General features: G+C 33.7%; 21 protein-coding genes. 10 read left to right on the top strand and 11 right to left on the bottom strand.

Features of this window, described 5'->3' with window-relative positions; translation table 11 throughout:
* Positions 1–17: 17 nt before the first annotated feature.
* The 3 genes from B2145_RS03655 (at position 18) to B2145_RS03645 (ending at position 3267) form a co-directional block, all read left to right on the top strand.
* The gene (locus tag B2145_RS03655; RefSeq protein ID WP_291098363.1) at positions 18–782 is read left to right on the top strand and encodes a type 1 glutamine amidotransferase domain-containing protein; all 765 of its coding nucleotides are present in this window, start codon (positions 18–20) and stop codon (positions 780–782) included.
* Between the two features lie 3 nt (positions 783–785).
* Positions 786–1949 (top strand): iron-containing alcohol dehydrogenase, encoded by a 1164-nt coding sequence (locus B2145_RS03650; RefSeq protein ID WP_291098360.1) that lies wholly within the window; start codon positions 786–788, stop codon positions 1947–1949.
* Positions 1950–2271: 322 nt separating this feature from the next.
* Positions 2272–3267 carry an NAD(P)H-dependent glycerol-3-phosphate dehydrogenase gene (locus tag B2145_RS03645; RefSeq protein WP_291098357.1) on the top strand — a complete coding sequence of 332 codons (996 nt, stop codon included), beginning with the start codon at positions 2272–2274 and terminating at the stop codon, positions 3265–3267.
* Positions 3268–3370: 103 nt separating this feature from the next.
* Here B2145_RS03645 and B2145_RS03640 read toward each other — a convergent pair whose 3' ends face one another.
* The 3 genes from B2145_RS03640 to B2145_RS03630 form a co-directional block, all read right to left on the bottom strand.
* On the bottom strand, positions 3371–3778 hold the full coding sequence (locus B2145_RS03640) for a hypothetical protein (protein WP_291098355.1): 408 nt from the start codon (positions 3776–3778) through the stop codon (positions 3371–3373).
* 47 nt (positions 3779–3825) lie between these two features.
* Positions 3826–4845: a phenylalanine--tRNA ligase subunit alpha gene (gene pheS / locus B2145_RS03635; RefSeq protein ID WP_291098353.1), complete on the bottom strand. Its 1020-nt coding sequence runs from the start codon at positions 4843–4845 to the stop codon at positions 3826–3828.
* Positions 4846–4956: 111 nt separating this feature from the next.
* Positions 4957–5313 (bottom strand): hypothetical protein, encoded by a 357-nt coding sequence (locus tag B2145_RS03630; RefSeq protein ID WP_291098349.1) that lies wholly within the window; start codon positions 5311–5313, stop codon positions 4957–4959.
* A gap of 144 nt (positions 5314–5457) precedes the next feature.
* Here B2145_RS03630 and B2145_RS03625 point away from each other — a divergent pair, with 144 nt between their 5' ends.
* The gene (locus B2145_RS03625) at positions 5458–5961 is read left to right on the top strand and encodes a CvpA family protein (RefSeq protein ID WP_291098346.1); all 504 of its coding nucleotides are present in this window, start codon (positions 5458–5460) and stop codon (positions 5959–5961) included.
* A 44-nt stretch (positions 5962–6005) separates the two neighbouring features.
* On the opposite strand, the gene B2145_RS03620 is transcribed toward B2145_RS03625, so the two are convergent.
* The 8 genes from B2145_RS03620 to B2145_RS03585 all read right to left on the bottom strand — a co-directional run bounded on the left by B2145_RS03620 (position 6006) and on the right by B2145_RS03585 (position 15467).
* Complete coding sequence (locus B2145_RS03620) at positions 6006–6752, bottom strand: tetratricopeptide repeat protein (protein WP_291098343.1); 747 nt, start codon at positions 6750–6752, stop codon at positions 6006–6008.
* An 80-nt stretch (positions 6753–6832) separates the two neighbouring features.
* Positions 6833–8587, bottom strand: coding sequence for a BatD family protein (locus tag B2145_RS03615; protein WP_291098340.1), 1755 nt, complete (start codon positions 8585–8587; stop codon positions 6833–6835).
* Between the two features lie 126 nt (positions 8588–8713).
* Positions 8714–9523, bottom strand: coding sequence for a tetratricopeptide repeat protein (locus B2145_RS03610; protein WP_291098337.1), 810 nt, complete (start codon positions 9521–9523; stop codon positions 8714–8716).
* A 62-nt stretch (positions 9524–9585) separates the two neighbouring features.
* Positions 9586–10620 carry a VWA domain-containing protein gene (locus B2145_RS03605; protein WP_291098333.1) on the bottom strand — a complete coding sequence of 345 codons (1035 nt, stop codon included), beginning with the start codon at positions 10618–10620 and terminating at the stop codon, positions 9586–9588.
* A 187-nt stretch (positions 10621–10807) separates the two neighbouring features.
* Positions 10808–11809 carry a vWA domain-containing protein gene (locus tag B2145_RS03600; RefSeq protein WP_291098330.1) on the bottom strand — a complete coding sequence of 334 codons (1002 nt, stop codon included), beginning with the start codon at positions 11807–11809 and terminating at the stop codon, positions 10808–10810.
* On the bottom strand, positions 11809–13461 hold the full coding sequence (locus B2145_RS03595; protein ID WP_291098327.1) for a hypothetical protein: 1653 nt from the start codon (positions 13459–13461) through the stop codon (positions 11809–11811). The genes B2145_RS03600 and B2145_RS03595 overlap by 1 nt, the downstream gene beginning before the upstream one ends.
* A gap of 57 nt (positions 13462–13518) precedes the next feature.
* Positions 13519–14382, bottom strand: coding sequence for a DUF58 domain-containing protein (locus B2145_RS03590; RefSeq protein ID WP_291098325.1), 864 nt, complete (start codon positions 14380–14382; stop codon positions 13519–13521).
* 80 nt (positions 14383–14462) lie between these two features.
* A complete protein-coding gene (locus tag B2145_RS03585) occupies positions 14463–15467 on the bottom strand; it encodes an AAA family ATPase (RefSeq protein ID WP_291098322.1) in 1005 nt (334 codons plus the stop codon).
* Positions 15468–15680: 213 nt separating this feature from the next.
* Between B2145_RS03585 and B2145_RS03580 the strand changes: the two genes are divergently transcribed.
* The 6 genes from B2145_RS03580 (at position 15681) to B2145_RS03555 (ending at position 19956) form a co-directional block, all read left to right on the top strand.
* Positions 15681–16553, top strand: coding sequence for an aldo/keto reductase (locus B2145_RS03580; protein WP_291098319.1), 873 nt, complete (start codon positions 15681–15683; stop codon positions 16551–16553).
* A 66-nt stretch (positions 16554–16619) separates the two neighbouring features.
* Positions 16620–17378 (top strand): SDR family NAD(P)-dependent oxidoreductase, encoded by a 759-nt coding sequence (locus tag B2145_RS03575; protein ID WP_291098316.1) that lies wholly within the window; start codon positions 16620–16622, stop codon positions 17376–17378.
* 60 nt (positions 17379–17438) lie between these two features.
* Positions 17439–17636, top strand: coding sequence for a hypothetical protein (locus B2145_RS03570; RefSeq protein WP_291098313.1), 198 nt, complete (start codon positions 17439–17441; stop codon positions 17634–17636).
* A complete protein-coding gene (locus tag B2145_RS03565; protein ID WP_291098310.1) occupies positions 17624–17947 on the top strand; it encodes a hypothetical protein in 324 nt (107 codons plus the stop codon). Before B2145_RS03570 ends, B2145_RS03565 begins: the two co-directional genes overlap by 13 nt.
* A 48-nt stretch (positions 17948–17995) precedes the next feature.
* Positions 17996–19135, top strand: coding sequence for an ATP-binding protein (locus tag B2145_RS03560; RefSeq protein WP_291098307.1), 1140 nt, complete (start codon positions 17996–17998; stop codon positions 19133–19135).
* Between the two features lie 95 nt (positions 19136–19230).
* Entirely contained in the window at positions 19231–19956 is a 726-nt protein-coding gene (locus B2145_RS03555) for a metallophosphoesterase family protein (RefSeq protein WP_291098765.1), read from the top strand.
* Positions 19957–20042 lie beyond the last annotated feature (86 nt).

The following is a 20042-nucleotide window of genomic DNA, read 5'->3' as shown; positions in this document are numbered from 1 at the left end:
TACAAACAAAATTAGAAATGAAGAAAATCGCATTATTTGCTATTATAGCATTAACCGTAAGTTGCATTACAGCAACTGCACAAAATAAAAAAAGTATGAAAAAAGTATTATTTGTTGTTACAAGTCACGATAAACTAGGTAACACAGGAGAGAAAACAGGATTTTGGACAGAAGAATTTGCTGCGCCTTATTACGAATTACTAGACAAAGGAGTTACCATTGATGTTGCTACTCCGCTAGGAGGACAGCCTCCAATAGATCCAAAAAGTGAAGATCCATCAGCTGCAACTGAGAACACCAAAAGATTTGATGCCGATACCGAGTTATTGGCAAAACTGAAAAATACGCACAAATTAGCCGATGTAAAAGAGTCTGATTATGATGCTGTTTTCTATCCGGGAGGTCACGGTCCTTTATGGGATTTGGCAACCGATACAACTTCAAGCGCTTTGATTGAAGCATTTTACACGAATAACAAACCTGTTGCTTTTGTGTGTCATTCGCCAGCGGTGTTGAAAAACGTAAAAGTAAACGGAGAATTTTTAGTGAAAGGCAAAAAAGTAACTGGATTTTCAAATACTGAGGAAGAAGCGGTGGGATTAACGAAGGTAGTTCCGTTTTTATTAGAAGACGCTTTGCAAGCGAATGGCGCAACGTATTCAAAAGTAGCAGACTGGCAGCCTTATGCAGTTGAAGATGGTTTACTAATTACAGGTCAAAATCCAGCTTCTTCTAAATTAGTTGCAGAAAAATTATTAAACCAATTGAATTCAAAAAAATAAAACATGTTAAATTTTGAATTATACAATCCTACCAATTTAATTTTTGGAAAAGGACAAATTGAGAAACTTTCTACGTTAGTACCGCAAGGAGCAAAAATTCTTTTGGCGTATGGCGGCGGAAGTATTTTCAAAAATGGAATTCATGAGCAGGTTATCAACAACCTAAAAGGTTTTGACATCGTTGAATTTGGCGGAATTGAACCAAATCCACATATTGAAACATTAATGAAAGCCGTTGCAATTATTAAGGAACAAAACATCGATTTTATTCTTGCTGTAGGTGGAGGATCGGTAATTGACGGAGTAAAATTCATTTCGGCAGCCGTACATTTTGACGGAAATCCAATGGACATTCTTCAAAAGAGATTGTTGATTAAAGATTTGTCTAAAGTGGTTCCTTTTGGAACTGTATTGACTTTACCGGCTACTGGAAGCGAGATGAATTCCGGTGCCGTAGTGACTATTGAAGCTACGCAGGAAAAATTAGCTTTTGGTGGTTCTGCATTGTTTCCTAAATTCTCTATTTGCGATCCAACTGTAATTGAATCTTTGCCAAAAAGACAATTACAAAACGGAGTTGTAGATGCCTATACCCATGTTTTGGAACAGTATTTAACGTACCCGCATGAAGGATATCTTCAAGATAGAATTGCAGAAAGTATTCTGCAAACTTTAATACAAGTTGGACCTGAAGTTGTCGAAAAACCTACTGATTATGCTTTGGCTTCTAACTTTATGTGGAGTTGTACGATGGCTTTAAACGGATTAATTCAAAAAGGAGTTCCTACTGATTGGGCAACGCACATGATTGGACACGAATTGACCGCTTTATACGGAATTGACCATGCAAGATCTTTGGCTATTATTGGCCCAAACTTATATCGTGTTATGTTCGAAACCAAAAAGGAAAAATTGGCACAATATGGAAAACGCATTTTTAATTTAACCGGAAGTGAGGATGAAATTGCCAATGAAGCTATCTACAAAACAGTTGAATTTTTTCATACTATGGGAATGCAAACTAAATTGTCTGAATGTACCGAAGATTATGCAAAAACAGCTGATTTTATAGTGAATCGCTTTGAAGAAAGAGGTTGGAAAGCAATGGGTGAAAAACAAAATATCACTTTAGATAAAGTAAAAGCTATTGTTGAAATGAGTTATTAGTCTCTATAAATCAATGGTGTTTTTATTTAAAAAAACAAAAAAGGCGTTCTTAAACTCTATTAAGGACGCCTCATTCAAATTACTAAAACAAAACTAACTAATTCAAACCAATTACTAATTTCTAAAAAATTGATAACATTAACTATAACGATAAAGTAAAAATTATATTGTATTGATATATGAATTTTTATCTTTTTTTTATAAAATATATTTTATTATATATTTTATTGTATATTTTGATTCTAAAATCGCACATTTCAAAGACCTAAACATTGCTTTATTAGTCATTTTTTGAGTACTTTTGTCTTAAATTAATAAAAAAATGACAGAAAATCCAAAGTTTGCAGTTATAGGTGGTGGAAGTTGGGCAACTGCTATTGCTAAAATGTTAGGTGAAAATCTAACTGAATTTTTCTGGTATATGAGAAATGAAAATGCAATTGAACATATAAAAGATCACCATCACAATCCTAATTATTTAAGTTCTGTTGAATTTGATATTAAAAAACTACACCTTACAAGCGATATAAACGAAGCTGTTGTTTATGCTGATTATATCATTTTTGCCATCCCTTCGGCATTTTTGAGTGCAGAATTAGAAAAATTAACAGAGCCTTTAAAAGATAAAATTATATTTTCGGCCATCAAAGGTATTGTTCCCGAAACGGGTTTAATTGTGGGGGAACATTTCAATAAAATTTATAGTATTCCATTCGAAAACATTGGCGTAATCACCGGACCTTGCCATGCTGAAGAAGTGGCATTGGAACGTTTGTCTTATCTAACCATTGCTTGTGGCGATGCCAAAAAAGCACAAATTGTGGCCAAGAATTTATCCGGAAATTATATCAAAACTAAAATTTCTGATGACATTATTGGTACAGAATATGCCGCAATGCTCAAGAATATTTATGCCATAGCGGCTGGAATCGCCCACGGATTGGGTTACGGCGATAATTTTCAATCAGTATTGATGAGTAACGCCATTCGAGAAATGAAAAAAATCATCAAAAAAGTCCATAAAATGAAGCGCAACATCAATGATTCGGCTTATTTAGGCGATTTATTGGTAACGGGATATTCCGTGTTTTCAAGAAACAGAATGTTCGGAAATATGATTGGCAAAGGCTACACAGTAAAATCTGCAATGATGGAAATGAGTATGGTTGCCGAAGGTTATTACGCGACCAAATGCGCTTATAACCTCAACCTGGCTCATGGTGCCAAAACTCCAATTATGGATGCTGTTTACGAAATTTTATACGAAGGTAAAAGCGCCAAGAAAGTGTTTGAAAAACTAACGGATAAGTTGGACTAAAAATAGTGATCAGTATTTAGTGATTAGTGATCATTCTGATATAAAAAAAGGCAGTATTTTCTATTGAAAAACACTGCCTTTTTTTATATCAGAATATTTGGTTTTACCTAACAATAACACCATCAACAAATAAAAGAGGAACTTCCTCAACATAATCTGGAGTGATAGAATTGGCGTTGAAAATGAATTTCCTGTCGTATAATTTATTACCAATAAAATAAGTCACCATAAACTCATTGTTGAGTATCAAAACACTTTTTTCTAGCATTTCTACTTTTACAAAAGTTACTGCTGGCACTTCAATAAAAGCATGACGCAAAAGCGATGTTTTTTTCATTTCGCCGTCAATAGTTCCAAAAGCTTTGGAGACTAACATTACACTATCGAGATTAAAATCACTGTCGTTTATTAAATATACGTACCAAACTTTTTCCATAAAATCGTCGCTCCATTCCTGGACTGCGGCTAGGAAAACGTTATCTACTTCGGGGATGATGATGTCTTTTTTCATAGTAAATCAAACCCTGTCAGGGTTTTGAACCCTGACAGGGTTATTAATTAGATACTCGCCTTAAATTGCTCCAAGAAACGAACGTCGTTTTCGTAAAACATTCGGATATCTCCAATTTGATACAACAACATAGCGATTCTTTCGATTCCCATACCGAAGGCAAAACCAGAGTATTCATCGGAATCGATATTACAATTTTTAAGTACATTAGGATCAACCATTCCGCAACCACCAATTTCTAACCAACCGGTTCCTTTGGTAATTCTATAATCGGTATCTGTTTTTAGTCCCCAATAAATGTCAATTTCGGCACTTGGTTCCGTGAACGGAAAATAAGAAGGACGAAGGCGAATTTTCGATTTTCCGAACATTTCTTTGGTGAAATACAACAAAGTTTGTTTTAAATCGGCAAAAGAAACATCTTTGTCTATGTACAATCCTTCGACTTGGTGGAAAATACAGTGCGAACGCGACGAAACCGCTTCGTTACGGAAAACTCTTCCTGGCGAAATCGTACGAATTGGTGGTTTGTTGTTTTCCATGTAACGCACTTGCACTGATGAAGTGTGGGTGCGCAACAAAATATCTGGATTGGTTTGAATAAAAAAAGTGTCCTGCATATCACGTGCCGGATGGTATTCTGGCAAGTTTAATGCAGTAAAATTATGCCAATCGTCTTCGATTTCTGGTCCTTCGGACACATTGAAACCAACGTTTGAAAAGATATCGATAATTTGGTTTTTAACCAAAGATATTGGATGACGAGAACCAATGATTACAGGCTCTGACGAACGTGTAAGATCTCCGTAAACCCCTTTACTTTCTTCTTTATTTTCTAAAGATTCTTGAATTGATTTTACTTTTTCTTCGGCAGAAGATTTCAGCAAATTGATTACTTGACCAAATTCCTTTTTTTGTTCGTTTGGAACATTTTTGAATTCAGCAAAAAAGTCTTTTAAAATCCCTTTGCTTCCTAGGAATTTGATTCTAAATACTTCTAATTCTTCCTTGTTTTGTGTTGAAAAAGCCTGTGCTTCACCAATATATTCTTTTATTTTATCTATCATTTTCATTCAATAATTGAGAGTGCAAATTTAAGCAAAAGTTAGAAGTTAAAAGTTAGAAGTTAGAAGTTTTTCTAAAATTCTTAACTGATTACTGCGACTGAATACTGAATACTAATTTATAAGTTCCTTTTCTATAAAATAGTTAACAATAGCTTCTTTCATTAAAACCGATTGTTCGCCTGCTTTTAGGGCAGGTAATTCTTCTTTTACCTTGTAATGTGGCCAACCGTCTTCGTCGAAAAATTCGAATTCGTAGAAACCATAAGGTTCTAACAATCTGCAAATAGCAATATGCATCAGATTGAGTTTTTCGTCTTTCTCGTAGGTACGATGCACTTTCCCGAGTTCTTGGACACCTATTAAATAGATAATGGCATCCAAATCTAAGTCTTCTCCTTGAGAAAATTGATCCGAAAGTTGGTTTACGAGCTGTTCCCAGCGTTCTTTTAGTTGTATATCTCTTGACATTCTTTTATTTGAGATTTAGGATTTGAGATTTAGGATTTGCTTGATACAAACATATCTCAAAACAAAATTAATTGGTAAAGATAAGGAGTTGGATTTGGTTATTCTACAAAAGTCTATTATCTTGGTTCTTTAATTTTTTTAAATATGAGTTTTTTGGATATTGTTTTAGGAAGTTTATTGCTTTATGCTGTGTACAAAGGCTTGGTAAATGGACTTTTTGCCGAGTTAGCCTCATTAATATCATTATTATTAGGCGTTTACATTGCAGTAAAATTTTCAGACTTAACAACAGAAACACTTGGTAAATTTGTTCATTGGAACCCAAAAACAATACAAATTACCGCTTTCTTTCTCACTTTCATTTTAGTAGTTATCGGAATTTCATTATTGGCAAAAGCACTGACTAAAATAGTAAGTATTGCTTATTTGGGATGGTTAAATAAATTAGGCGGAGCAGTTGCTAGAGTTTTTAAAACCGTTTTGATAATTAGTATCTTTTTAAGTCTCTTCGAAAAAATTAATTACGATAATTTTTTCGCCAAAAAAGAAACGCTAGACCAATCAAGATTTTATCGCCCGATACAAAAAACATCCGGATTTCTATTTCCAACTTTAGAAAAATGGATAATGGAATTAAAGAAAAAGTAAAAATTGGTTAGTTGTACTGAATACTAATTATTGAACACTGATTACTAATCCTTCACTTCTCTAATCGCTGATTTCTCAATCCATCCTACAGTCCCATCGGTCAATTGAATTTTTCTCCATATTTCCATTGATTCTAGTACGAAAACTTTTGTTCCTTCGTGAAGTGTAAAAACAGTATTGCTTCCATTTTGGGGTTCGCTTTTCAATAACACCATCTCGGCAAAGACAATCGCTGGCCTTTCATTTTTCCAATTACTTTTTTCCGTTATTGCCGCCGAAACACTAATGACAAGAAATACTAGTAAAACAAACATTCCGATGAAAAATATTCTTTTTAAAACGGTCGTTTGCGAAAAATAATAGCCTATAAAAAACAGCAAAAATAAAGTAGAAAAACCAACTGAAATCCATGCCCAAGTATTGTAATGAAAAGTAGATGTGAGGTCATGAATCATTTTTGAAAAACCAACTGTTGGAATTTCTTTCACTTCATCTATCGTTAATTTTTGAGCAAATTTCAGGTTGTTTTGAATGTCTGCATCGTCTGGACTAAGCAGTAAAGCTTTTTCATAATTGTAAATCGATGGAGCTACTTTTTTTAGTTTATAATAACAATTTCCTATGTTAAAATAAAGTTCAGCTGATTGTTGATTAGTTGCCAAAACACTTTCATAAGCTGTTATTGCTTTTTCGTATTGCCCTTTTTGATACAAAGAATTCCCTGTTTCAAAACCCGCTTGGGCAAAGAAAAATTGGGTTATAAGTAGAAATAGGAATAGAATCTTTTTCATTATATATATTTTTTGCCACAAAGGCACTAAGGCGCAAAGCTTATTAATATTAGTATTCTTTGTGACTTTATTCTCTTTGGTTAAGTAATCTGTTTTTCTAAATCTGAAATTATTAAAACGGCTTTATCAAAATCATTCTGAATCGTTGAACTCGATGTTAGTGCATAACGAGCCAATTCGCAGTTTTCAGTAAGGTTAATAAAATCGATCACTGTTTCTGGACTTGCATTTCTTGACATCAAAAGTTCTTGAATATTACTTTTACTCATTTCTGAGGTTTCAATATGTAATTTTGCTTTCAAGAAATTATGCATGGCTTTTTCTAAAGCCACATAAAATGGTTCTTTGTTGTTGATTTGTTTTTTAGCTTCTGATAAATATTTCTTAGCTAATCTGTTATTCATTTTTATTCGGTTTCCTCTTACATCTCCATCAATGGCTTCTTTTTTCTTTTTGAAAAGCACAATCAAAGGAAGTATCAAAAATGGTGCAAACAGCAATCCATAAAATAAATTAGACCCTAAGAAATCTTCTTCTTTCATAGAAACAAGATTGGTTTTTAGTTTAATATATTTGAATTGTTCACTACTTGAAATTACGTTTTTTGTAACTCCTGGTGTAGTTGCAACTTGGTCATTGGGTGATGGTCCATCGAGTACTTTTACCAGAATTTCTGGAGAACTTATTGTCTTATAGGTCCCTGAACCCAAGTCAAAATAAGAAAACTGCATGGGTTTTATTGGATAATCCCCTTTAAATTGAGGGATAATAGTATAACTATCCGATATTTTTCCAGACATTCCAGACAAAGCTGTATTCACGATTTCATTATGAACAGGATCGTACATTTCTAGCGAATTTGGAACCACCGGTTTTGGCAAATTGAATAATTTCATATTCCCGTTTCCAGTCACGCTAACCACTAAATCAAGACTTTCTCCATTTTTTAAATTTGTTTTAGACGGAGTTACCCTAAAATCGAATTTTCCAACGGCACCCGAAAAACCTTCTGGTTTTCCTGCCTCTGGAAGTGCTTTTACAGTTATGGTTTTTGCTCCGGATGAAACCCTCTTATTCCCGTTTACAACCATTACACGTCCAAACATATCCCTACGATTTGAAGGCAATTGCACGTCTATATCTAATGATAATGGCTCTATAACTAGCTTGCCAGATTTTTGAGGATACAAGACTGTCTTTCTTAGAACAATATAATTATACCTTTCTCCCTTAAACATTCCCTCTTCGGCAACCAGTTGTTTGATATCAATGTTTTGACTCCAAAAATCATTGTATTTGGGTTTGTCTAATTCTCTCCAATTGCTAATTCCCATTATATTTCCGCTTAAATACAATTTATAAACTACCGTTATGGGTTCGTTGATATAAGGGTTTGTCTTAGAAATATCAGCAACAAGATACACATTGTCATCTGCAGAAACCTGTGTGTCATTTGGATCTTTTGGCTGCTCAACAGCATTAGTAACATTAATTTTTACTGGAGAAGTTTTATAAATTTGTCCATTATACTCGATTGAGGCTTGCTTGATAATTAATGTCCCTTTTTGATTGGGTAAAAGAAAATAGGAATATATTTTTTCGAAAGAGCTTTTGCCATTTACCCAAGATTGACTTACTTGCTGACTAGGACCCGCAATAACTCTAAAACCTTCAAAAGAGGGTTGATTAAAATTATCCCCATCCATATTCATAACGAAATCAATACGAAGTCTTTCGTTTAATCCAAGCGTAGTTTTGCTCACTTTAGCTTCAAATTGAACTTGAGCTAAAAGACCTTGAAAACTTATTAGTAATAGAATTAAATTCCTTTTCATTACTTGTTTAATTGGGTTAATCGGTTATTTATTTAATTGGTTAATTGTGTTTATTATTCCTGTTTTCGGTTAAGCGATTAATCTTTTTTAACCAATTAATCTTTTTATAAACGAATAAACGAGACTTTACCAATTCTTTTCTGATTGTACTGGTTTTCCTTTTACTTTTTGGGCATTTACTTTGTCCTGAATCTTTTTTTCTTCGTTGTTCACCGCATCTAAAAGATTTTCGAGACGTTGTTTAGAAATCCCTCCAGGCATAGGTTTTGGTTGTCCGTCCTCTTTTGGTTTATCCCCGTTTTTACCTTTGTCTTGATCGCCTTTATCGTCTTTTTTGTCTTTGTCTCCTTTATTATCTTTTTTATCCTTGTCTCCCTTATCGTCTTTTTTATCCTTATCCTTATTATCTTTCTTATCCTTGTCTTTGTCTTTGTTTTTATCTTTGTTTTTATTGTCTTTGTCTTTGTTTTTATCTTTGTTTTTATTGTCTTTAGGCGGATTTTCTTTAAGCATTTTTTTTGCCAAAGCTAGATTGTACCTTGTCTCGTCATCGGCAGGATTATTACGCAAAGCGTTTTTATAGGCTTCAACTGCATTAGAATAATCTTTTTCCTTCATAAAGACATTTCCTAGATTATGATAGGCTTTGTGTTTTTGAGATTTCGATTTTAGGTTTTTTATTGCTTTTGCATAAGCAAATTTAGCTTCTGCGGCTTGATTTTGTTTGTAAATTGCATTTCCTAAATTAAATGGGGCAACAGTTCTCTTTGGAAATTTTGAATTTGAAATTCTATAATTCGCTTCGGCCTCAACAAACTTTTTCTGAGTATATTCGTCATTGGCTTTAGGCAAAGTTTTGTCTTTCTCTTGTGCAAACAAGCTCCCTATCCCCCAAAGAGGGAATAAGAAAATATAAAAAAAATATTTTTTAATCATTGTAAATAAACATATTACATTATTATCTTTAGCTACCAACTCCTCCTTCAGGGGTTGGGGGCTTAATCTTTTTCGTTAAATAAATTCAACTTTTGTACCCATTTTGTTTTTCTTTCCAATAAGAAAACATCCAAAAACAATAAGGCAAAAGCAAAACCTAAAAACCATTGAAATTGGGATTGGAAATCGGCCATTTGAGTCGATTCAAATTCGGTTTTTTGGATATTATTGAGTGCGTTTTTTACGTATTCCAATACATTTTTAGTGTTGTCACCATATACATAACCTCCTTTAGTAGCTTTGGCAATCGCTTTTAAGCCTTCTTGGTTGAGTTTTGTAATAACCACTTCGTTATTGCTATCTCTTTGAAAATTTTGAACAACTCCATTTACTCTTAATGGAATTGTACCTCCTTTTTCAGTTCCAACACCAATAGTTATAATTTTCATTCCCATTTTATTGGCTTCTTCTGCTGCAGCTTCTGCTCCCTCAGAATGATCTTCTCCGTCTGAAATCAGAATCAATAATTTACTGGTTTTGCTTTTTTCATCAAAATAGGTTGCCGATAATTTAATGGCTGAATCCAAAGATGTTCCTTGCGATGAAACAATATCAGTGTTCATACTTTGCAAAAACATTTTTGCCACACTATAATCCGAAGTAATTGGCAATACTGGAAATGCACTGGCTGCATAAGCCACAATTCCTATTCTGTCATTTCCCAATTGATTGATAATTTGAGAAACGATTTGCTTGCTTTTTTCTAATCTGCTTGGCGCAACATCTTCAGACAACATACTTTTGGAAACATCCATAGCAAAGACGATGTCGATTCCTTCTCGTTTTACGGTTTCCATTTTGGTCCCTATTTTTGGATTTACCAATCCTAAAATAATTCCGACTAATGCTAAAAGTAGCACTGTCAATTTTAAAATTGGTTTAAAAACAGAGCTTTCTGGACTCAGTTTTTTAACCAAATCTAAATCACCAAATTCTCTTTTTTTCTTTTTTTTCCAATATTGATTGTATAGAAAAAGCAACACCAAAATTGGTAGTATAAAAAGAAGGTATAAATATTTTGATTCGTCTAATTCCATTTTAGATTTTGGATTTTAGATTTTAGATTTTAGATTTTTACTCTAACATTTAAAATCTAACCTTGATTTTTAATTTTAATATTCTTGTTTCAATTTCTAAAATTCAAACATTTTAGTGTTTTATTTTTTAATCATTTCAATTTTCCAGTTTCATCTCCCTCACCTTCGGGGAGAGCTGGGGAGGGGATTATATAAAACTTCTGTAAACCGTATTTCGCAATCCAATTTCTACCAACAATAACAATCCAGCAAGCCAAACAAATGGTCGAAATTTTTCATCATAATCATAGAATTTTAATTCTTGAATTTCTGATGTTTCTAGCTTATTGATGGAGTTATATATTTCGGCCAACTTGCTATTGCTGGTTGCTCTAAAATATTTTCCGTCCGTTTTTCTGGCAATATTTTTTAATAATTGTTCGTCTATTTCTACTTTCATCATTTGGAATAAAAATTGACCATTTGGAGCTACAGCATAAGGAAACTCAGCCATTCCGTTTGTACCAATACCTATTGTATACACTTTTATTCCATATTGTTTGGCAATATCAGCAGCCGTTTCAGGTTCGATAAAACCAGCATTATTAACACCGTCGGTCAAAAGTATAATCACTTTGCTTTTTGCTTTACTGTCTTTCAATCGGTTTACAGCTGTTGCTAATCCCATTCCAATTCCTGTTCCATCTTGCAAAACATTATCGTATTTTATACTTTTTATATTTTCAAGAACGACTGCTTTATCGCTAGTTACGGGCGTTTTAGTATAGGCTTCAGAAGCATAAACTACCAATCCTATTCTGTCGTTTGGTCTTTCTTCAACAAAATCTGCAGCGACTCTTTTTAGGGCTTCCATTCTGTTTGGTTTCAAATCTTTGGCAAGCATACTTCCAGAAACGTCAATTGCCATAACAATATCAACTCCTCTAGTTGTTTTTGTTTGACTGCTTATATCGACAGTTCTAGGTCTTGCCATTGCAATTATCAAAGAGCTTAACGCCAATAAACGAATAACATTCAACATTGGTTTTAAACGAACTATTAACGAATTTGAACCTTTAAAGCCTTTGATCGAACTCATTTTCAATGTTGCCGATTGTTGATTTTTTTTCCAAAATAACCAAGCAATTGCAATTGGAATCAATAGAAACAACCAAAAGAATTCTGGGTTTAAAAAAGTGATTTTTCCCATTATTGTTTCGCGTTTTGAAGTTCGACTGAGCTTATTATTTTATCGGTAATTTCATTAGCATATTTATCTCCTTCTTCATGAATGATAATAATTTGCTGCAATCCACCATCTTGACTAAAAATTAATGCTTCATAATACAACTTGGCACTACTTTTATTTTCTGTATCAATTTTAGAGAATGTACCATATCCTTTTTTACCTTTTATCCCTTCATTGGTCTCAAAATCTTCTTGTTTCACAATCATATTTTGTGCGCCTTGTGCTTCTAAAGTTTGCAAAGCTCCTTCTAATGCTTTTGACAAATCGATTTGTTTTTGTTCTCCTTGTTCGCCAGCGCTCGGATCTGGTTTGAAATGTAAAGTTGAAAGCAATATATAGAATTTAGCATTCATGCTTCCGTAAGTGAATGATTGCATGTCTTTAATTAATGCCAATCCGTTTTTCGGAAGTGTTTTTGTCAAATCCGTTCTAACGAGAACTTGTGGTGTATTGATTTTTAAACTTGGATTTCCGTATTCACTTCTCACCCATTCCCCTTCTAATAATTCCTTTGATGAATTTCCAAAAACGTTATCAATCACATAATCGAAACCTTTGGTAACAACAAAATAAGAGGTTGTTATAAAAAGCAACATAAATACCGAGATTACTGTAGTTACAATTCGCTTTTTTCTTTGTTTTTCTAGTTCTCTTTTTAATTGTGCTTGGCGTTGCATTTCATTCAACAACAAATCGTCTTCTGCTTGAACAACAACTGGAATCGATTTATCCAAGGTGACAATAGCTCTTTCTATTTTCTTTCTGTCTTCGGTAATTTCAAAATCTAATGGTTTCGATTTGGCAAATTTCACTAAATCGGCTTGTTTTAAAACCACAAACAAATTCTCGATAGTTTCTTGCGAAAGCTTCATTTTCTTTTTCTTAGAAGCTACTTTTAGTCCTGCTATTAATTCGGAAGTGGTGCTTTCCATTGCTGGAATTTCTATGGCTTCTTCGATATAATTTCGAACAATATCAGTCAATTCACTATAATATTCTTTTACTTCTCCATGTTGCCAAAGTTCTTTCTTTTCTAAATTATTAAGTAAACTGGTCGCTTTTTCGATAGGCGTTTTATAGATTTCCTCTTCTATTTTAGCTTTTTGTCTTTTTTTGACAAACCAATAAATCAATGCTCCAACACCAATTAGCACTAACAATCCCAAAATATATTTCCACCAATCACCAATAGAATCTTCTACTTTTACGATGTCTTTAATATCATACATCTTTTGTTTTAAAGTATCGACTTGAACATTTGCAACTTCAACTAAAAGCGAATCCGATAAAAAAACTTTGTTATTAATCAAGATTTTTACACTCGGAATAGTATATCTTCCTGAGTCAAATTGTGTTAATCCGTATTTTTTGATTAATTCATAGCGGTCATTTTTCTTGATGGTATCAATTGGATAAGACTGAATCACTTCGAGAGCGCCAAAGTTTTTTGCTTTAGGAAAAACAACCTTTGTTGATTTATCTACTGAAGTTTTAAACGTAAGTTTAAACTCGGCTCCTATTTTATTTTTTGTTGTATCTATACTCGTAAGTACCTGTTTTTGCTGTGCAAAAATGGTGGCTGAAAGTAGTAATAAAATTAATATTTTTTTCATTTATTTTCAACTTTAACCCTGTCAGGGTTCAAAACCCTGAAAGGGTTATAATTTGTCTTATCTCGATTTAAAATAGCCTAATAATTTAGTTACATAACTTTCATCAACCCTAGTATTTACAACACCCGCACCCGATTTACTGAAAGTTTCCTTGAAATATTTCACTTTCTCCTGATAGTATTTTTCATAATTGATACGAACCGTTTTTGAACCCGTATTGATCAATTGCGTTTCGCCTGTTTCGGCATCCAACATAGAAACCATTCCTAAGTTTGGCATTTTTTCTTCGCGAATATCATATACTCTTATCCCTGTAATATCGTGTTTTTTCGAAGCTATTTTTAATGTATGTTCATAATCCTCTGATATAAAATCAGAAATCATAAACACAATAGCTTTCTTTTTTTGAGTACTTGACAAGAATTTCAAGGCTTGTGCAATATCCGTTTTATGACTTTGAGGATGAAATTCTATCAATTCCCGTATAATTCTCAGAACGTGTGAACGCCCTTTTTTTGGTGGAATGTATAATTCGATTTGGTCAGAAAACAATATCAATCCTATTTTATCATTGTTCTGAGTTGCTGAAAATGCCATTGTGGCGGCAATCTCAGTAACGATCTCTTTTTTAAATTGGTTTTTTGATCCGAAACTTTCTGAGCCCGAAATGTCGACCATTAGCATCATTGTCAATTCCCGTTCTTCTTCAAAAACTTTAACGTGTGCTTCATTATAACGAGCCGTCACATTCCAATCAATGGCACGAATATCGTCACCATATTGATATGGACGCACCTCGCTAAAAGTCATTCCGCGCCCTTTGAACGATGTGTGGTACTCCCCCGAAAAGATATGATCGCTCAATCTTCGGGTTTTGATTTCTATTTTTCGAACTTTTTTGAGTAAGTCTTTTGTATCCATCTGATTGTTGATTGTTGATTAACGAATGATGATTTCAGATCTAAAATCTAAAATCTGCAATCTAAAATCTAAAATCTTTTTTACGGTACTTCTATTTCGTTTACAATTTTGTTGATGATGTCAACTGAAGTAATACTTTCGGCTTCGGCCTCATAAGTGATTCCAATTCTGTGACGCAATACATCGTGAACAACGGCGCGAACATCCTCTGGAATTACATAACCACGTCGTTTGATGAAAGCATAACATTTTGCTGCATTGGCTAGATTGATACTTCCACGTGGTGAAGCTCCAAAACTAATTAATGGTTTTAAATCGGCCAACTTATATTTTTCTGGGTAACGAGTGGCAAAAACAATATCTAGAATGTATTTCTCTATTTTTTCATCCATATACACTTCACGAACCGCTTCTTGCGCACGCAAAATTTGTTCTACTGAAACAACTTGATTTACTTTTTCATAATTTCCTTTTAGGTTTTGACGAACCACCATTCTTTCGTCTTCCATTTTAGGGTAATCAATAACGGTTTTCAACATAAAACGATCGACTTGTGCTTCTGGCAAAGGATAGGTTCCTTCTTGTTCGATTGGGTTTTGAGTTGCCAAAACCAAAAATGGCTTGTCTAATTTGAAAGTAGTGTCGCCAATAGTCACTTGTTTTTCCTGCATTGCTTCTAACAAAGCAGATTGTACTTTAGCTGGTGCACGGTTAATCTCATCCGCAAGAACGAAATTAGCAAAAATTGGTCCTTTTTTTATAGAAAATTCATTGGATTTAATGTTGTAAATCATTGTTCCTACAACGTCTGCCGGAAGTAAATCTGGGGTAAATTGGATACGGCTAAAAGATCCGTGAACGGCTTGCGACAAGGTATTAATAGCTAAAGTTTTTGCTAAACCAGGAACACCTTCTAACAAAATATGTCCTTGCCCTAATAATCCAATCAATAATCGCTCGATCATGTGTTTTTGACCTACGATTACTTTATTCATCTCCATAGTCAGCAAATCGATAAAAGCACTTTCTCTTTCTATTTTTTCATTGATTGCTCTAATGTCCATAGTACCTATATTTTCTTCCATTTTTCTATTTTAATTACTGTAAATTGTGTTCTTTTATTTTGATGGTGCAAATTGAAATTTTTTTTGAAGGTTCGATGTTAAAAAATGGTTAAAACTTCTTATAAAACCTCAATTTTAAGGATGATTTATGATAGTCTTTTCATAATTTTAAAGTTTTAAATAAATACGCTTTAAAACTGAAGATTCACTACTTTCGCTAAAAAAATTAAGTCAATGACAAAAACACCCTTTTCCAGAATAATTGCCGGTACCATGACATGGGGTTCTTGGGGCAAAAATCTGAATAATTACCAGATGATTGAACTGATGAATTTGTGTCTCGAAACCGGGATTACGACATTTGATCACGCCGATATTTATGGCAGTTATACCACTGAAGCCTCTTTTGGAAACGCTTTTGGCGAAAGCCAAATCAAAAGAGAAGAAATTCAACTGATTTCGAAATGTGGCATCCAATTCCCATCAGAAAAAAGAGGTACCAGAATCCACCATTACGACTATTCTAAATCTCACATTATTACGTCAGCCGAACAATCACTGAAGAATTTGAAAACTGATTATTTGGATCTGCTTTTAATACACCGACCAAGTCCGTTGATGCAAGTTGATGCCATTGCCGAAGCGATTGAAAAACTTATAACCGAAGGAAAAATTCTGGATGTTGGGGTTTCAAATTTTACTCCGAGTCAAACTGATTTAATTCAGACAAAAATGAAAGTAAATTACAACCAAATTGAGTTTTCGGTTACTCATTTTGAAGCGATGCTTGACGGAAGTTTAGATCACATGCAATTAAATGGAATCAAACCGATGTGCTGGTCTCCGATGGGGTCCGTTTTTAAAATTGATGACGAAAAATCGCAACGTGTAAAAAAATTGGCAACAGAACTTTCGTCAAAATACAATGTCGATATTGATATTTTGCTTTTGGCCTGGATTTTAAAACATCCTTCAGGGATTTTACCCGTTTGCGGCACCGCCGACAAAACCAGAATTGCCCGTTTGATGAAGGCCACCGAGGTCGAACTGGATTTAGAGGATTGGTTTTCTTTTTGGATTGAAAGTGATGGGAAAGATATTCCTTAAAAAGAAGAAATTATTTAAACAAAAACGAATTTAAAGATTAAAATTTTAAAATAACAAATGCAAATTATGAGTAAAATAGCCCTAGTGACTGGAGCTACGAGTGGAATTGGCAGAGCAACAGCACGGATTTTAGCAAAAAACAATTATAAAATTATTATTTGCGGTCGTCGCAAAGACCGTTTGGATGAACTCGAAAAAGAACTTTCCGAATTTACGGCAATCCACACTTTATTGTTTGATGTCCGAGATAAAAAAGCCGTTTTTGAAAGAATAAATTCTTTGCCCCCCGCCTTTTCAAAAATCGATGTCTTGATTAATAATGCCGGAAATGCTCATGGTTTAGACCCAATACAAAATGGTGATTTAGACGATTGGGATGCGATGATTGACATCAACGTAAAAGGGCTTTTGTATGTTTCGAAAGCCATTATCCCACAAATGATCGAGCGAAAATCGGGTCATATTATCAATATTGGATCTACTGCTGGTAAAGAAGTATATCCTAACGGAAATGTGTATTGCGCAACAAAACACGCCGTTGACGCCTTGAACAAAAGTATGAAAATGGACTTAAATCCCTACGGAATTAGAGTTAGTGCCATTCATCCTGGAATGGTAGAAACTGAGTTTAGTGAAGTTCGTTTTAAAGGAGACAAAGAGAGAGCCGCCAATGTTTATAAAGGAGTAACACCCTTGCAACCCGAAGATATTGCAGATATTATTCATTTTGTAATTTCGAGACCTGCTCATGTAAACATCTCCGATTTGATTGTAATGGCAACCGCACAAGGATCTGCTACAATTGTAAATAGAGAAGTAATTTAGTTAAGATTGTTTCTAGACGGAATAAATAAAATCGTTAACTTTGAATTAAATTCTATAAAAATGAAAATCCTAGCACAAAAAAAAGAAATTATATATTGGATTTTATCGATTGAAGACCAAACGGTTTTAAATGAAATTGAAACGCTTAAAAAACAAACTAGTTTTAATTTTGAAGAAGAATTTAAAAAAGGAATTTCTGGAGAAGAGTTAAAAAAACGAACTACGGAATATTTAAAAACACTACCTTGGAAGAAATAAACATTCTTTACAAACCCGAAGTAGAGACCTATTTGAATGAATTGATTTTCGTTTTGTTTAAAGAAAATTATTTTAGCTATCTCGAAAATTCAATTCTATATAAAGATAAAATAATTGATTTCATAGAAAATGATATCCATACGTTCCCGTCAAAAAAAACGCCAGCAGCATTAAAAAATTTTGGATCAAAATACATTTTCTATAAATCGAATCAACGAACAACTTGGTATGTTTTTTTTGAAAATAAAAATAACAATTTCCTTATTACTAACATCATAAACAGCCATTGTGAAGAAACTAAATGGCTCTGATTGAAACCACAAGAGCAAATTTAACATTGCTCTTTTTTATTTTTAAAAATGATTAACAAGCGTCTTTTAATTAAAAACCTCTTAGCTCACAATGATGAGAGCAGTTTTTATGACAAAAAACGGCAGTTGAATTTACATACTCGAGAAGGGAAAGCTAAGTTTCTGAAACACATTTGTGCCTTATCTAATTCTAATCCAGCCAATAATTCTTATATTGTTGTGGGTGTTGAAGATCATGACAACGAAATTGTGGGCGATGATTTTTTCGACGACAGCCGCATTCAAAATTTAGTGAATGCCTATCTCGAAAATCCACCGAAAATTCAATATGAAAATGTGCCTTTCCCAAATTTACCAAAAGACAAAGTCATTGGATTAGTGACCATTAAGGCAAAAAGCAAAACGTCGCACTTCAAAAAAGGAATTCACACCATTCCTGCCAATAGCATTTTTATTCGTCGCGGAAGCAACACGAGTCCAGTGGAAGGGGAAATCGAAAAAAATTATCAAAACACAGAAACCGTTATTGGAATTGAAAATAATTCCAGAAACAGTATTGAGTACACTCTTGATGGTGTGATTGATTTTTTGAATTTCAGCCACAAAGACATGGCTCCTAAATACAAGGTTTTCAAGGAATTATTTGTTATTTGTTGGGCTGGAGTTCCTAAAAGATCTCGCGACAAAACATTTCTTTCCCGTGTTGATATCGAACTCATCAATGAGCAAATTAAACTATTTTATTCGGCTCAAGATGTAGTAACGATTACTTATGACGACGATTCATTTACAATAATTGAATATGTTTCTTTAGGGCTTAACGACAAAACGAGTTATTATCCTTTAGAGAAACAAACCATCCATTTTTATGATAATGGTTATTATAATATAGACCGCGAAATACTCTTTCAACCGCCAGAATTCAATAAAAAAATGTTGTTTCACATTTATAATTCGAATATTTCATTATTGAATAAACTCCGAAAAGGGCTTACGTTAACGGAACGAGAACTTAAAGATTTAGATAATTTGCCTTCGACTTTTATGGTTTGTTATCTCAATGGTTTTGAAGAGGCTAAACAAAAATTGATAGATGCCAAACTGCTTTTAAAACCTTTCACTTCTGTATATTTGTCTTTTAAAGAATGTTTGCGAATTTTGAGGAAGATGAAATATGATCTCCAATGAAAATTCAACCGAAAATTGCTTCGCCTATTCGCTATCGCTCGGGTCGCAAATTGAACACTTTAAAAACATTTAGACCAATAAAACTAAAAAATAGAATGAGAACACTAGTTATAGGCGATATTCACGGTGGTTTACGTGCCTTGCACCAAATCATGGAAAGAGCCAACGTTACCACAAAAGACACCTTGGTTTTTCTGGGGGATTATGTGGATGGTTGGAGCCAATCGCCCCAAGTGATTGATTATTTAATCGAATTGAAAACCACTCACAACTGCATCTGTATTCGTGGCAACCATGATGAATTATTGTTGGAATGGCTCAATAAAACCAAGGAAAATCCATTATGGTATAAACATGGAGGCGAATCAACGGTTTTGGCATATTCCACAGTTAGTGTCGAAACAATCAAAAAACATATTGAATTCCTGCAATCTCTGGAAAATTATTATCTCGATGAACAGAATCGTTTGTTTATTCACGCCGGTTTTACCAACGTGAATGGTGTTGATTTTGAATATTTCCCAAAAATGTTTTATTGGGACAGAACGCTGTGGGAAATGGCTTTGGCATTGGACAAAAACTTGAAAATCGACGATTTATCATATCCGAAACGATTGACGTTATACAATGAAATCTACATTGGTCACACGCCGGTTTCCAGAATTGACAAAACCATTCCGGTATTTATGGCAAACGTTTGGAACGTTGACACAAGTGCCGCTTTTATGGGTCCGCTGACCATTATGGATGTTGACACGAAAGAATTCTGGCAAAGCGAACCTTTACCCAATTTATACCCAAATGAAAAAGGGAGGAATTAATACCGCTAGTTATTTCAAATTAGTCCAATAAAAATTGAACTAAATGAAATATACAGCGGCATTATACTAGAACGATTGGACTAAAA

It is taken from the genome of Flavobacterium sp. UBA5153, from assembly GCA_002413745.1.
Taxonomy (GTDB): domain Bacteria; phylum Bacteroidota; class Bacteroidia; order Flavobacteriales; family Flavobacteriaceae; genus Flavobacterium.
The sequence above is the reverse complement of the archived record's forward strand: the minus strand, read 5'-3'. Positions and strand labels throughout refer to the sequence as shown.